Source organism: Pseudovibrio sp. Ad46, assembly GCF_001623065.1.
Taxonomy (GTDB): domain Bacteria; phylum Pseudomonadota; class Alphaproteobacteria; order Rhizobiales; family Stappiaceae; genus Pseudovibrio.
The window spans coordinates 150161-164583 of sequence record NZ_LMCG01000001.1 but is presented as its reverse complement, the minus strand read 5'-3'; the positions used below and the strand labels follow the sequence as shown (position 1 = coordinate 164583).

Annotated in this window: 15 protein-coding genes and 1 riboswitch; of the genes, 3 read left to right on the top strand and 12 right to left on the bottom strand. The window is 52.1% G+C overall.

Features of this window, described 5'->3' with window-relative positions; all coding sequences use genetic code 11:
* Positions 1–798: 798 nt before the first annotated feature.
* The 4 genes from PsAD46_RS00800 to PsAD46_RS00780 all read right to left on the bottom strand — a co-directional run bounded on the left by PsAD46_RS00800 (position 799) and on the right by PsAD46_RS00780 (position 3783).
* On the bottom strand, positions 799–1332 hold the full coding sequence (locus tag PsAD46_RS00800; RefSeq protein WP_153040661.1) for a hypothetical protein: 534 nt from the start codon (positions 1330–1332) through the stop codon (positions 799–801).
* Between the two features lie 222 nt (positions 1333–1554).
* Positions 1555–1965 carry a hypothetical protein gene (locus PsAD46_RS00790; RefSeq protein ID WP_063303566.1) on the bottom strand — a complete coding sequence of 137 codons (411 nt, stop codon included), beginning with the start codon at positions 1963–1965 and terminating at the stop codon, positions 1555–1557.
* Between the two features lie 158 nt (positions 1966–2123).
* On the bottom strand, positions 2124–2672 hold the full coding sequence (locus tag PsAD46_RS00785; RefSeq protein ID WP_063291114.1) for a YigZ family protein: 549 nt from the start codon (positions 2670–2672) through the stop codon (positions 2124–2126).
* A 4-nt stretch (positions 2673–2676) separates the two neighbouring features.
* Positions 2677–3783, bottom strand: coding sequence for a 2'-deoxycytidine 5'-triphosphate deaminase (locus tag PsAD46_RS00780; RefSeq protein WP_057460767.1), 1107 nt, complete (start codon positions 3781–3783; stop codon positions 2677–2679).
* Between the two features lie 123 nt (positions 3784–3906).
* Positions 3907–3984: riboswitch (SAM riboswitch) on the top strand.
* Positions 3985–4051: 67 nt separating this feature from the next.
* On the opposite strand from PsAD46_RS00780, the gene PsAD46_RS00775 reads away from it, so the two are divergent.
* On the top strand, positions 4052–5236 hold the full coding sequence (locus tag PsAD46_RS00775) for an O-succinylhomoserine sulfhydrylase (protein ID WP_057460766.1): 1185 nt from the start codon (positions 4052–4054) through the stop codon (positions 5234–5236).
* 82 nt (positions 5237–5318) lie between these two features.
* Here PsAD46_RS00775 and PsAD46_RS00770 read toward each other — a convergent pair whose 3' ends face one another.
* The 3 genes from PsAD46_RS00770 to PsAD46_RS00760 all read right to left on the bottom strand — a co-directional run bounded on the left by PsAD46_RS00770 (position 5319) and on the right by PsAD46_RS00760 (position 8090).
* Positions 5319–5756, bottom strand: coding sequence for a hypothetical protein (locus PsAD46_RS00770; protein ID WP_057460765.1), 438 nt, complete (start codon positions 5754–5756; stop codon positions 5319–5321).
* A gap of 141 nt (positions 5757–5897) precedes the next feature.
* Entirely contained in the window at positions 5898–6791 is an 894-nt protein-coding gene (locus PsAD46_RS00765; RefSeq protein ID WP_208981596.1) for a hypothetical protein, read from the bottom strand.
* Positions 6792–6878: 87 nt separating this feature from the next.
* Positions 6879–8090, bottom strand: coding sequence for a crosslink repair DNA glycosylase YcaQ family protein (locus PsAD46_RS00760; protein WP_063291196.1), 1212 nt, complete (start codon positions 8088–8090; stop codon positions 6879–6881).
* Positions 8091–8214: 124 nt separating this feature from the next.
* Here PsAD46_RS00760 and PsAD46_RS00755 point away from each other — a divergent pair, with 124 nt between their 5' ends.
* Entirely contained in the window at positions 8215–8748 is a 534-nt protein-coding gene (locus PsAD46_RS00755; protein WP_063291115.1) for an MAPEG family protein, read from the top strand.
* Between the two features lie 3 nt (positions 8749–8751).
* On the opposite strand, the gene PsAD46_RS00750 is transcribed toward PsAD46_RS00755, so the two are convergent.
* The 4 genes from PsAD46_RS00750 to gloB all read right to left on the bottom strand — a co-directional run bounded on the left by PsAD46_RS00750 (position 8752) and on the right by gloB (position 12763).
* Positions 8752–9603 carry a methyltransferase domain-containing protein gene (locus tag PsAD46_RS00750; protein ID WP_063291116.1) on the bottom strand — a complete coding sequence of 284 codons (852 nt, stop codon included), beginning with the start codon at positions 9601–9603 and terminating at the stop codon, positions 8752–8754.
* Positions 9604–9809: 206 nt separating this feature from the next.
* Positions 9810–11054, bottom strand: a complete 1245-nt coding sequence (locus tag PsAD46_RS00745) for an argininosuccinate synthase (protein WP_057460762.1) — start codon at positions 11052–11054, stop codon at positions 9810–9812.
* Positions 11055–11549: 495 nt separating this feature from the next.
* The gene (locus tag PsAD46_RS00740) at positions 11550–11993 is read right to left on the bottom strand and encodes a cupin domain-containing protein (RefSeq protein ID WP_063305940.1); all 444 of its coding nucleotides are present in this window, start codon (positions 11991–11993) and stop codon (positions 11550–11552) included.
* Complete coding sequence (gene gloB / locus PsAD46_RS00735; protein WP_208981599.1) at positions 11993–12763, bottom strand: hydroxyacylglutathione hydrolase; 771 nt, start codon at positions 12761–12763, stop codon at positions 11993–11995. The genes PsAD46_RS00740 and gloB overlap by 1 nt, the downstream gene beginning before the upstream one ends.
* Positions 12764–12901: 138 nt before the next feature.
* On the opposite strand from gloB, the gene PsAD46_RS00730 reads away from it, so the two are divergent.
* Positions 12902–13750, top strand: a complete 849-nt coding sequence (locus PsAD46_RS00730) for a class I SAM-dependent methyltransferase (protein ID WP_208981595.1) — start codon at positions 12902–12904, stop codon at positions 13748–13750.
* Between the two features lie 7 nt (positions 13751–13757).
* Here the strand turns inward: PsAD46_RS00730 and metW are convergent, their stop codons facing one another.
* Positions 13758–14381: a methionine biosynthesis protein MetW gene (metW, locus tag PsAD46_RS00725; RefSeq protein WP_063286126.1), complete on the bottom strand. Its 624-nt coding sequence runs from the start codon at positions 14379–14381 to the stop codon at positions 13758–13760.
* Positions 14382–14423: the final 42 nt, after the last annotated feature.

Below are 14423 nucleotides of genomic sequence, written 5' to 3'. Positions count from 1 at the left end.
ACAAACTCTTCTCGAAGTTTCATTGTTGAACACTCTTTCCAAGGCATCCCGGTCCCTCCCTGAATGCCATGTTAATGTGTCAACCATCTCTCCGAACACCTGTCACCTATGTCTCCGGTATGTACACGTAGACCCGGGATCCATAACCTCTTGCTTTACTATTTTGCTGAGGCATTCGACCAATCTTTGACACTGGGGGTATGGGTCCCGGGTCTTCGCCCGGGATGACACCGGTGGGTGGGCAAAGACTGTCTCAAAAAACTTATTCCCCTTCTGAAATCCTCCCATATTCTGAACCTATGCCTACGTAACGGGCTGCTGGCGGAGCGACCGTCAGTGTGTCGTAGGCTGGGTTGGGCTGTTGGGAGACGTAACGCACCTTTCAGTGGTCCGGTGAACCGAACTTCAAACGTGACCGCATGGTTTGAGGGGAAGGGCCCAGGACTATAGGGTATCACGCGGCGACGGATGCAGATGTACCGGCAGTAAAACCTGCTTTTGCAGATGTGTTTGTCAAAGACGGAGGAACTGTTTGGGCATGGAAACGTGTCTGGATAAGCCACTTTCTTTCCGGGAAACCGGCTATCGTGCCTTATAGGCAAAAGAGGCGACGTAGTTCATTACAAGAAAGCCCGGGCAAGGCGTGTAGCCAATGCCGAAGACTCATTACTAACAAGTAGCGCAGGTATTGCCTGCCGCCTTGCTCATCCCGATTATCGGGAACTCTGGTTCAACACTACATGGGATGTCATGTGGTGCTGTTGGTGTTTGTGATGTCCGTCCATATTGCCTTGTCTGTTAAAAAATTGAGGCAACCAGTTTTACGGATCTTATATTGAAGTACTGGAGGCTGTGATCCAAAATCCAGAGCGAAAACGCGCTCCATGCGAGTAAGCTTGCTGTCATTAACCCTCGACGAACTAGTGGGTTTGGGTAGCTATAGATGATTGCGCCAGCTGATGCGGGCAAGAACGTTACTAGGGCAAAAGCTGCAAATACGGCGCCGAGTGTTGAGACGAAGGCAGATGTGACATCGTGATATAAGAAACCGTCGACACCTGTGGTGAATGCCAATAGAGGGCCCAAGGGGTTAGCACAGGTTAGTAACAAGCTGAAAATGTAATAAAAAATGGCCTGTGGTCGGGTCAATTTCGGCACATCCTTCAGGAACATCATAATCAAACCCCAAAGGATGGTGATGAGGCAAAGTATTGGAAATATAGCCCAAGCGATGTGGAAATATGTATCTGGGACTGCAAAGATACCGCTTTGTCCGCCTGACAAGTATGTCATCAAGGCGAAGAGCAATAATTGGCTTACTGCTACGATCATCAGGAGTCTGGGTGACATTGCTCGATTTACAACGAGGATCGTCGAGAGTAACGGCCAGCTAAGGACGTTAAAGCCCAAGTGCGCGCAATTTACCGTGAGGAAGTTATATCCGTTAAAGGAGAATATGTAGAAGTATTCGAGCAAAGCCTGATCCGCAGATTGTACAAGAGGCTCTCCCTAGCGAAGTCTAAGAGTTTTTGAAATAGCTTTTGTTCTATTTCTTCAAGCGTTGTATTCGATGATGCGGCCTTCGCCGATGAGGCGGGGGGCTTTTTCGGTGGTGGTGTAGCTGATGGCGCCTTCCTCGGGTTCTACGCGGCGGCGGTCGCGCAGGTGGGCGGCGTTTTCTTTGATGCCGATGAGGTGGGCGAGGAAAGCGGAGTTGCAGCGGAAGACGTTGATGCGCTTTGGCAGGTCATAGAACTGGGCGTCTTTTTCGTGCTGAGTTTGCGTGGTGGCGACATCCTCAGAGACTTGCAGTTCCTTGCCTGGTTTCCCGTAGGTGTTCCGTCTTGAAACAGTCTCTGCATTTTGCTCTGTGATTTTGGCGTGACGGCGAGAGCCGATATCGCGATAGCGACGATCAGCGTCTGTTCCAGTGTTAATCGCTTTTCCAGTGCGGGTGACACGCATGACTTCACTCCCCCGACCGTCTCAAAATGAGACAAATGCCATTTCCTGGGATTTACATCGCAAGGCGCGTGCCAAAGTTTAAGTTTTTATTAGGATTTTAATTAATTGGGTGCGATGGAAATGCTGAGAGGCATGAAAAAGCTAGCAAGTACAGAAGGTTAAAGCTTGTCGATCTGATCTTCAGGACCGCTGACGAGCAGGGTTACGCCGTCCTCTGTGAAGGTGCGTTCGATGATTTCCAGCTGTAGCAGAATGACCTGGCGTTCCAGTTCGGCACTGCTGGAGAAGCTGGCAGAGACACTGCGGGTTTTGATGCGCAGCCATGGCACAAGCTCAGCTTCCCGAATGGCGAGATTTGCGGCGCCGGAGTAGGCCCGTGCCAGGCCGCCGGTGCCCAGTTTTGTGCCACCGAAGTAACGGACAATGATGACGCCCACATCCACAAGGTCTGCCCCAATGAGTGTTTTGAGTGTGGGCATGCCGGAGGTGCCAGACGGTTCACCATCGTCTTTGCCGCCTTCATCGATGCGTCCCTCGGGGAGCATTCTGCGGAAGGCGGTGACGTGGTGGTTGGCTTTTTTGTGCTCGTCGCGAAGATCCGCCAGCCGCTGAGCAAAGTCTACATGGGGTACCAGAAAGGCAAGAAAGCGTGACTTCTTTTCTTCCAGTATCGCGTTGTATTCCTGCTCAACGGTGAAGAGGGGCATGGGCTTATGCTCCTACCGGTTCTTTGCTTTTGAAGTGCTTGGAGAGCTTTAGTGCCTGACCCTGATAGTTGGAGCCAATGCCTTCGCCGTAAAGGGTTTCTGGCACTTCCTCCATGTGCTCGTAGACAAGGCGGCCAACCGTCTGGCCGTGTTCTACGATGAAGGGAACGTCGTGAGAGCGGACTTCTAGAACGGCTCTGGACCCTGTGCCACCAACGGTGGAGTGGCCGAAGCCGGGGTCGAAGAAGCCTGCGTAGTGGACGCGGAATTCGCCGACGAGTGGGTCGAATGGCACCATCTCAGCGGCGTATTGCGGTGGGACGTGGACGGCTTCCTGCGAGACCAGAATGTAGAACTCGTTCGGGTCGAGGATGAGCGTTGCATCGCCGCGATTGTACAGCGGTTCCCAGAAGTCTTCCGGGTCTTGTGCGTCTTTGCGGTCAACGTCGATCACACCTGTATGGCGCTTGGCGCGGTAGCCGATGAGGCTGTCTTTGCCAGAGCCTTTCAGGTCGATGGACACCTGGACGCCGTTGTTGATTGCGTCTTCGTCCTTGCCGCCAGAAACCAGCGTGTGCTGGTTGTGCACTTTGGTCAGGTCTTCATCATTGATGAGGGTTTCACCATCGCGGAAGCGGATTTGGGACAGGCGAGAGCCTTCGCGGACCAGCACAGGGAAGGTCTTTGGAGAGATCTCAGCGTAGAGCGGGCCTTTGTAGCCAGCTTCAACACGGTCAAATGCGCGGCCCTGGTCTGTGATGACGCGGGTGAACACATCGATGCGGCCCGTGGAGCTTTTCGGGTTGGCTGTGGCGGATTGCTCAGCCGGAAGGTCCAGCGCTTCCTGAAGGCGGACGATGTAAACGCAGTTGGTTTCCAGCACGGCGCCCTTGGAGAGGTCGATCTCGTGCAGGATAAGCTTTTCCAGCTTGTCTTCCACTTTCGCGTCGGGGCCGGGCAGAAAGGAGGCCCGGACACGCCATGCTTTGACGCCGAGGCGCAGGTCAAGACTGGCAGGTTGAATCTGGTCCTCGTCGGGCACTCTGTCTGCTTGAATTGCACCGCTGGCAAACATAGCTTCAATCGCTTTTGCCGGAAGAATGCCTGTCATTGTTGGTTCCGCCCCACTCGTACTCAAATCGTTCTGACACTGATTAACGTAAGTTTGATCTCTCGCCAAGTCTGCAACCTAAGCTGATTGATTGACCCTAGTGTATTTTCGAGGTAAAAACGCTGCCTATTCCGTGGTGATTTGGTCGACCGGCTTGCAACCACGTAAAACAAGTAGCTAAAGGGTCGGGTTCTTGTATAGACCTCGGCCCGCGCCGGGGTTTTTTAATGAAGGGGTAGAGCGATATCTCTTCGGGCAGGAATGAGCGATGACAGACGCAAAGAACTGGAAGCCAGCAACTCGGCTTGTTCATGGAGGCACAACGCGCTCCAGCTTTGGTGAAACATCCGAAGCTATCTTCCTTACACAAGGGTATGTTTACGACAGCTCAGAAGCGGCAGAAGCACGCTTTTTGGGCGAGAATCCGGGCTATATTTATTCCCGGTACGCAAACCCGACCGTAGGAATGTTCGAGCGACGAATGTGTGAACTGGAAGGCGCTGAGGCCGCACGCGGCACGGCTTCTGGTATGGCGGCTGTTAACTCTGCGATTATGGCCTGCGTTAAAGCTGGCGATCACGTGATTGCACCAAAGGCACTGTTCGGTTCCTGCCGATACATCATCGAAAAGCTGCTGCCACGTTATGGTGTGGAGTCCACGCTGATTGATGGCACTGACATTGAGCAATGGAAAGCAGCTGTTCGTCCGAACACCACAGCGGCATTCCTTGAAAGCCCAACCAACCCGACGCTTGAAGTGATCGATATTCCAGCTGTTGCGGATATTATTCACGAAGCTGGTGGACGGCTTATTGTCGACAACGTGTTTGCGACTGCTATCTGGCAGAGCCCGCTGGCCTTGGGCGCTGATGTGGTGATCTACTCTGCGACCAAGCATATTGACGGGCAGGGCCGATGTCTGGGCGGTATCGTGCTTTCTGATGAAAAGTGGATTGTGGAAGAATTCCATGACCCGTTCAAGCATACTGGGCCTGCGATGAGCCCGTTCAACGCCTGGGTTCTGCTGAAAGGTCTGGAGACATTGTCTCTGCGTGTTGAGCGTCAGACTGCGAATGCAGGCAAGCTGGCAGAGTTCCTTGCGGATCATTCTGCAGTGTCTCGGCTGATTTACCCGGGCCGTGCTGATCACCCACAGGCGGATATCGTGGCCAAGCAGATGCAGGGTGGGTCTACCATGCTGGCGTTTGATTTGGCGGGTGGTAAGGAAGCGGCCTTCAAGTTCTCCAATGCACTGGAGATTGTCAGCCTTTCCAACAACCTTGGTGATGCGAAGAGCCTGATTACCCATCCGGCGACGACTACGCACCAGAGTGTTGCGGAAGATGCGCGTTTGGAGCTGGGCATTACAGACAAGACGCTTCGTCTTTCTGTTGGTCTGGAAGATGCAGATGACCTGCTGGAAGATGTTGCTAAGGCACTGGCCGCGCTTTAAGCGTGTTGCACATTACAACTAGCGTGAGGGCATCCAACCGGGTGCCCTTTATGCATTAAAGCCCAATGCTGCAGACTTGTTGTTAGCTGTTGCTGGTTGCCACAACTACATCTCGCCGTGCTCCGGACAAGGTGATGATGAAACCGGCGATGACATCCAGAAACGTGATGGTCATGAGCAGAAGGAAGAGCGGAGTGGCGGCTTCTTGTACCGAGAGGAACTCAATTAGGTAAGCCACGAGGATCAACAGAGACAAGCTGTGATCTACCAGTGAGAGTGTGCTGGTTCTGGTGGCTTTGATGATCTCAACGAAGAGCAGGACCAAAGTGCCTGCAAGCAGAAGGGTGGCGACATCCAGAGGAACAAGCAGTCCGGATGGCAGTGGGATCTGGAATACAATGGCAGCCCACGGAGTGACGTTGTAGCCTTGATCAAGCACCGGCTCTAGATCTTCAAACCACCGAAATGCAACAGCGTTGTAGAGCAAAAACGGAATGAGCGTGAGTGGAATAGTCCTCATGTGGTTGTCCCCGGAAGAGCTGGAAGCGGTATCCTATCGGAAAAGATTAACATTAATGCTGGGGGTCTGTGATGCCCTGAAACCGGGAGGGGTAACGCTTCGAGTGGTTTAATGCCTAGGGCTTTCATTTTAAGTGGAGTTCTAGGGAATACGACGCGTGCGATTGTGAATAGTGAGGGGGCGTCGCACACGTTCTGTCATGCGACGTTCTATGTGAGAGAGCTCATTATAGTTATCGACAGTGATGCCCTTCCAATATTTGACGATGGGAAGGCCTATGCGAAGTTGAAAAGCACCAATGGGATAGTTGATGTCGCTGTGATAGCGGATCTGGCCAACAAATGTGGTCTTCAATCCAGGTACGCCAAACCAGCCTGCACGGGATATTTCAAACCGTCCCTGCGCCCCGCTTATCTCTTCAATGTTGTTGGCGGTTCTATAAAAGCCTCCTGCATAGATGCGGAAGCCGAACCCCAGATCCTCAGTTCCGGGAAGGTCGTAGCCAATCTCTCCTGAAAGGTTGAGGAGAGGAATGCTTTCGCGTTGGTCTGTGCTACCCGGCTCCGGTTCCAGAATACGGACTTTGCTTGTCGGAAATTGTGCGTTGAAGCGAGCCTCATAGTTATTTGCCAAAAACTCGATGCCCGTGGTGACTGCAGTTGCGGGGCCGCGTTCGTAATCTTCCTTGTAGTTCATGAAGATGTAGGTGCTGCCAATCAAGTTTGGCCGTACAAAGTGACGGAGGCCACCGCCAGCACTTATGAGATAAACAGCATCAGAGGAGTTGCCGGAGCGGACATCAGCGAAGAACATGCCATGACTGTCCTGAAAGACTGGCGTGATGACTTCGGCGGCTCCAGATGTGTTATTGCGATCTGTCTCAAACAGGCCAATGAGGCGGGGTTGGTACTTGCCTTGCGGATTGAAGGTGAAGTGGTCGTCTAAATTGAAGAGAGGTTGGGCCTGGCTAGCAGAGGTATTCAGCGCCACAAGGCAGAGCAGAATACGCAACAAAGTTTGCAAAAGCTGGCCCATTTGCTCTCTTGGTGCTGACGAGAATGCGACGTTTACCAGCAGTATTGGAGGTTACTTACGTTTCTGATAGTCCCGCCATCCAGTGGGCTATCCTTGCCAAGCTGAGAGGAACTGAAGATCTTCACAGCCAGCAAACTGGGTGCATCGCTCCAGTTCAGCTTCCAATCGTTGTTGGCGGCCTTTGCCCATGCGAATGCCAGCCTCGGGCCAGAAGCGTTTTACGGCCAAAGCATTGGAGGCTTTGTCACGCTTCATATCAATGCGGCCAATCAACTTGTCCCCCTCCATTACGGGGAAGACATAATAGCCGTATTGCCGTTTTGGTTCAGGGACGAAGATTTCGATGCGGTAATTGAAGTCAAAAAGGAACTCAGCGCGCTTGCGGTCTCTTAATGCCGGGTCGAATGGACTGAGGATGCGGATCCGTTGGGATGGGGCTTCGAGGGATCTCAGTTCATCTTCAATTGTTGGGCGTGCGAGACATAATTTGGGCTTCGTGTCGCTGGCAGGTTGAATCTCAACAGGGATTAGTTCCTGACGCTTCTGGGCTTGCTCACACCATGCTTTGACATCGGCAAGGTCTAGTTTGTCCCAATAGGCTGCAATTTCGCTGGGCGTAGCGAAGCCGAGGCGGTCGATTGCGGAGTTGCAAGCCCACTCTATGGTTTCTGCATGGCTGGGTTTAGCGGAGCGGTGATCCTCAGGGATGACGCGTTCTGTCAGGTCATAGAGTTTTTGAAAGTTTTCACGCCGGGAGACGGAGATTTGTCCGGTCCGCCAGAGATATTCAAGTGCTGTTTTGGATGGGTTCCACTCCCACCATCCGCCTTTGCTGCGCTTCTCATTCTTGCCGACATCTGAGGTGCCAGCGGGGCCGTTTTCTTCGATGTGCCGTAGAATGAGGTTGAGTTTTTCCTGATACTCCGCACCGCGCCAGACCTTCCAGCAGGATTGCAAGCTCTCTGCGCTTTTTTGGAAGCGGTAGTGCCAATAAGGGAAGAACTCGGTTGGAATGATTGAGGCATCATGCGTCCAGTGCTCAAAGAGGCTTCTGTCATTTTCCAGCAGCTTCTTGAGATGTTTGGGGCGGTAACTTTGGCGGCGTGACCACAAGATCATGTGGTGCGCACGCTCTACTGTGTTGATGCTATCAACCTGCACAAAGCCAATGCGGTGAATGAGATCGAGGAGATCTTCTCCTTTCGAGGAGCCTGTTGGTGCTTCAAGAAGGGCGTGTTTCTGCAGAAACAAGCGGCGCGCAGCGGCGTTATCAACTTTTAAAACTAACTGCGCTTCCATAGTCATCAAAGTCTCCTGCTTGGTCAGACGTGCCTAGGCTAGGAGAGGTAGCGCCTTGCCGCAAGCAGTCCGCAGCAGATAGTTGTGGGTTTGTTCCTATTATGTTCTCTAAAAGGAGGTTGCATTGGACTTTGCAGAAAAACAGCGGGGTGTGTTTCAGCGGATGATTGTTGGAGCGTTGGTGACCGCGATTGTGCTTTTGTTTGGTGCGCTTCTCAATCCGTTTGGATTTGCCGCAGACTGGAATGCCTCTGAGCGACTTTGGGTGGCAGCGGTTTCATTGTTATCACCTGCCTTGCTGCTGATGATTTCCATAGGTCGTCTGGCAATGCGCAGGTTTTATCATGCTGATGACATTGATGGAGGAGGGCTAACCCACGGCAGTGAGGAAGCCAGGATGCTGCAGAGCATTTTGCAAAATACACTTGAGCAGGGGGTGTTGGCGGGGTTCATCTACATTGCCTGGGCTGCGGTTATGCCCGGTAGCACGATGTCGGTACCGCTGTTAGCTGCGCTGCTGTTTGCGCTCGGGCGTATTCTGTTTTTTGCCAGCTATGAGAAGGGGGCACCCTGGCGTGGAACCGGCTTTGCACTGACTTTCTACCCAAGCATTTTAATGCTGGTGGTTGTGCTGATAACGTTGATGGCCGGGTTGTAGCGCTCACGCTGGCATATAGCGAGCGACTACAAGATGTCCGAGCACAGGACTTTCGTGCTCTTGTCGGAGTGTGGTCTGCGTGAAGTCGATGGTTGCAAAGTCGAATTGCTCCAAGAGATTGCGGAGATAATCTTCTGTATGCTTGAAGCGGCAGCTGTCGCTCATCGTGTAGGGCTGGGTATTGGATGCAGGCTCCATCACAGCTTCAGCGGAGAACAGGAACACGCCATTCTTTTCGATGTTGCGGGCAACACCTGCGAAGAGATCTTCCAATGAACCAAAGTACGGCAAGAGTTCTGATGCGAGTATCAAATCCCATTTCTGAGGATGATCTTGATCGAGAAACTCGTTGATTTCACATTGCTGGAGATCGTCGTAGATCTTCTTGTCTCTCGCCAGCTTGAGCATTTGCTCGGAAATGTCGACGCCAGTTTTATAACGGATCTGATCTTCAAAAAATTCGGCAGCTAAGCCAGTGCCACAACCTAGATCTAAAAGACGTTTAAAGGGGCCAAGCTTGAGAGTGTTGATCTTTTCGTGGATCTTGGTTGGTAGGCTGTATTGGAGGATCTCCAGTAGCTTGATATCGAAAAGCTTTGCTTTCTGGTCAAACAGAGCGGAAACATACTCAGCTGGCATACTGTCCAGCTTTTCTGAGTTCGCCTTTGCTCTTGGCAGATCGATGGTTTCCTCTGAGTTTTCAGAGCACCCTTGCCCAAGAAGGTTCAGCAAGTGATCGGCAGCTCCGTTGAACTCTCCGGTCTCTTTGAGCTCGAGTACATGATCATAGATCATGAAATGTCGGAGGAAATCTGCAACGGGATTGGTTTCTTGTTCTTTTTTGTCATTCTTCATCGCTGTGTAGTATCCTCGTCTTTGAATACTGACATGATTGAGCCATGAAAAAATTAATGAACAGTAAGCCTCTTTTGGTTGATCGTTTTTAGGTAAGCAACGGAAAGTAGCTGTATTTTTGTTGCTAGGTATTTCTCAAAATAAAACCCGCAGTGTTTCCACTGCGGGCTTAATAACTAATTTAAAGCTTAGGAGCTTTTACCCTTTCAGGCGTCCGTCAACTCTTTTGCTTTGGTCATCTGATTCCGCTTTGCCAGCGTGCGCAAACGCAGAGCGTTGAGGCGGATGAAGCCTGCAGCGTCTTTCTGGTCGTAAGCGCCGTGGTCGTCTTCGAAGGTCACCAGCTCTTCTGAGTAGAGAGAGTAAGGAGATGCACGACCAACAACGATAACGTTGCCTTTGTAGAGCTTCAGTTTAACCGTACCGGTCACGAACTCCTGAGACTTGTCGATCATCGCCTGCAGCATCTCACGGTCTGGGGAGAACCAGAAGCCGTTGTAGATCAGCTTTGCGTAGCGTGGCATCAACTCGTCTTTGAGGTGAGCAGCGTCACGGTCCAGCGTGATGGATTCCATCGCACGGTGCGCTGACAGGAGGATTGTTCCGCCTGGTGTCTCATAGATGCCGCGGGACTTCATGCCAACGAAACGGTTTTCGACCAGATCGAGGCGGCCAATGCCGTTGTCGCGACCGTAATCGTTCAGCTTGGCAAACAGAGTTGCCGGAGACATGTGTACGCCATTGATGGAGCACGCATCGCCTTTTTCGAAGCCGATTTCGATTTCGGTGACTTCGTCCGGCGCGCTGAGCGGGTCAACGGTGCGCTGGAAGACATACTCTGGTGCTTCTTCATTCGGATCTTCCAGAACTTTACCTTCGGAAGAGGAGTGAAGCATGTTTGCGTCAACGGAGAACGGTGCTTCGCCGCGTTTGTCCTTTGGTACCGGGATCTGATGCTGTTCTGCGAACTCGATCAGGTCAGTACGGGACTTCAGCGTCCAGTCACGCCAAGGTGCGATCACCTTGATGTCTGGGTTCAGTGCGTAGCATGCCAGCTCGAAGCGTACCTGGTCGTTGCCTTTACCGGTTGCGCCGTGCGCAACTGCGTCAGCGCCGGTTTCTTCAGCGATCTCGATGAGACGCTTGGAAATGAGCGGACGGGCGATAGAGGTGCCGAGAAGATAAACGCCTTCGTAAACTGCGTTGGCCCGGAACATTGGGAACACGAAGTCCCGAATGAATTCCTCACGGAGATCATCAATGTAGATTTCTCGAATACCAAGCAGTTCAGCTTTTCGTCGTGCTGGCTCTAACTCTTCGCCCTGACCTAAGTCAGCAGTAAAAGTTACAACTTCGCAGCCGTATTCCGCCTGCAACCACTTGAGAATAATCGAGGTGTCGAGCCCGCCAGAATAGGCAAGCACAACCTTTTTGATGTCGCCTTGGGCCATAGATTAGCTTCCAAATGTGTGTTCGGGCGCATAAAGCGCCTATGCTGGGCAATCTACCGAGGAGAGCCAGCAACGCAAGTGGTGATTGAGAATTGAGTGCTGAGTTATTAATCGGGATAGTTGAGCTACTTACAGGTGTTCCTGATTATTAGGTGAGTAGAAGCTGTTGCCGGGTTCAGCTATCGGGTATGTAAGGTTTTGATAACGCGAAGATAATGACTGCTACGTTATGCTTTGATGCCATAAAATTTGCACGTCTTGGGTGTGAACCGTGAGTTGCTAAACTGCATGATCTCTCAACTGTATCTGCGGAAAAACCATAGAGTTTATGCGCAGAAAAATTTTTCAGAGTCCTGCAATTAACCAACAAGTCTCTGTATCTACGAGGATTTCCGGGCAGGTCTTATGCGTCTTTTGTCTAAAATTGCGGGCAGATTTCTTTGAGGTTTGGTCAAGATTATCGAAGCATTTATTGCGCAATTCGATGACTTTGGCTCAAGGATTCCAGTCTGGTGGTGCCAGCTCAAAGCCATCGAAGAGGAAACCTGGAGCAACAGTGCAACCGACTAATGTCCACTCGCCGAGGCTTCGTGCGGACTGCCATGCATGGCGAGGTACGATACCTTGAGGGCGTTGGCCGTTTAATACATCCATGCCGAGGATGATGTCGTTTTGGCTGCCTTCTTCGGAGCTGATGGAAAGGCAGAGCGGGGCGCCGCCGTAGTAGTGCCATGTCTCAATTGCATCGATCCGGTGCCAGTGAGATTTTTGGCCCTTTTTGAGAAGATAATAGATCGCCGTTGAATAACCGCGCCCTTCTGGGCCTTCTGTATCCCGGAAGGTTTCGGTGTAGTAGCCGCCTTCTGGATGCTCTTTCATCTGCAGTTCAGCGATAACTTCTTCAGCGGTTGCTGAGGAGGTGATTTGATCAAGCGGCATCAGAAGTTGTCCTTGCGGCGACGTATTTCTGTAAATATATCAACTGGTTCAGCGTTGACCATGTTGAGATTTTTCTGGACGAGGGGATCTCGGACTCTCAAAAACGGATTGGTTGAAAGCTCGGCTGCCATGGAGGTTGGCAGGGTTGGGCGACCGACTTCACGGAGCGCTTCGATGCGTTTTGTCCGTTCCTGCAATGCCTGATTGTTTGGGTCGATCGTGAGAGCGAATTTGGCGTTGGCCATCGTGTACTCGTGACCGCAATAGATCCTTGTTTCGGGTGGTAATGTGTTAGCCAGGTGGCTCAGAGAGGCCCACATCATTTCGGGATCGCCTTCGAAAACACGGCCGCAACCGAGGGCGAAGAGTGTGTCGCCTGTGTGAGCAATGCCCGCCTCCTGAAACCACCAGGAGATATGGTCAAGTGTATGGCCCGGAGTACCTATGGCTTTGACTGCAATTGGGCCGACGAGAATGTCATCTCCGTCCTCAACAAAGCGGTTCATGCCTGTGATGTGTTGGCGGGAGCGTTCTGGCCCGGTTACCTTTGCGCCTGTCCTCTCGACGAGTTCAGCCATTCCGCCGACATGATCCCAGTGATGGTGTGTGATGAGAATGTCGGTCAGGTTCCATCCGGTCTCTTCCAGAACCTGTAAGTAGGGGGCTGCTTCTGGAACATCAATTGCAACTGTACAGCCACTGTCGGGGTGGTGAACGAGAACGCCGAAATTATCTTTCAGACAAACAAACTGCCGGACTTCAACTTCAATCATCAACCAGCTCCCAAGCATACAGTATATCTTTATGAGATCATGAGAGGACAAGCTGTCAAATTCAACTGCAAACTCACAAAACTCTGGGTGTGGTTGATTTAAGCTTGCAAATCGTCAGGAAGAAGCGTTGCGCCCATGGCTTTGGCACCCCATGATAAGGGAAGGCAACGCGCGGAGAACCAGTTGTATCTTGATGTTACTCACTTAAAAGAGTTCTACGACCTGCCACTTGGACGGATGCTTCGGGTGTTGGTTGGGAGCCGCGTGAAAATGCTTTGGCCAGAAATGCATGGTCAGAGTTTGCTGGGTATTGGCTATGCCGCTCCTTATCTGAGGCCTTACCTGAAGAAGACCAATCGTGTGTTTGCCGGAATGCCTGCTGCGCAAGGCGTGGTGAAGTGGCCGCGTGAAGTTGAAGTGCCAAACAAAGCCTTCCTGATGGAAGATAGTCAGTTGCCGTTTCCAGATTCCTGCATTGACCGCATCTTACTCGTGCATTCGTTGGAGATGGCAGGGCAGCCTGGGGCGTTGTTGGATGAAGTCTACCGGGTCTTGTCTCCAGGTGGGCGGGTGATTGTGATTGTTCCCAATCGACGTGGTGCGTGGGCACGGTCAGAGGTTTCACCGTTTGGGTATGGTCGTCCTTATTCAAGACCGCAGCTCGATAACTTCCTGAGCAACCATCACCTTTCAGTTGTGTCGCGGGAAGAGGCGCTGTTTGTGCCGCCGACGAACTCGAGAATGGTATTAAAGAATGCGCGCAGTTTCGAGCGTTTAGGGGCGGTGGCCTGGTCTGCGTTTGCTGGGTTGCTGGTCACTGAAGCTGAGAAGCAGGTGTACCGTGGTATTCCGATGAAAGCGAGCCACGTGACGCGGGTCTTGCGGCCCGTCTTTCTGCCTAATGGAAAGACTGCCGGTGCGCAGGCGATGAACGGGCACAGTCGCCAGCAAGAAGGTACTTTCGCCAACGAGGGCGAAAGCTGAGTTCTGATTACTTCCGTTCCAGAAGGAAGACCGCCTGATCGCCGATCAGGTTCCAGACCCACCATGGTGCGTTGAACCCAATGCGCTGGCCCCTTGCATCCAGAGCTTCTGCCTTAATGACTTTAGCATGGACTTCTTCAGAGAGAGCAACAAAGTCACGGATCGTGCAGAAGTGGATGTTTGGTGTGTCGTACCACTCGTAAGGCAGGTAGTCGGTGACGGGCATTCTGCCTTTGAAGAGCAGCTGCATACGGTTGCGCCAGTGGCCGAAATTCGGGAAGGACACGACGACTTTCTTACCGATGCGAAGCAACTGCTCAAGAACCTGTTTCGGGTCCATTGTCGCCTGAAGCGTATGGCTTAGAATTGCGTAATCGAAAGCATCGTCCGGGTAGGCTGCAAGATCGTTGTCTGCATCGCCTTGCACGACGGAGAGCCCGCGGGCAACAGCTTCATTCACGCCTTTTTGCGAGGTGTCGAAGCCACGGCCATCAACGCCGCGTGTATCGATCAGCAGTTCCAGAAGTTCGCCAGTGCCGCAGCCGATGTCCAGAACGCGTGAGCCCGATGCTACAAAATCGCAGAGAATTCGGTGATCGCCGCGTACATTACTCAAATCATGTTTTGTCATAATGAATCTGCTTTCTGATGAAGCTTACTGCTCAGTGTTACG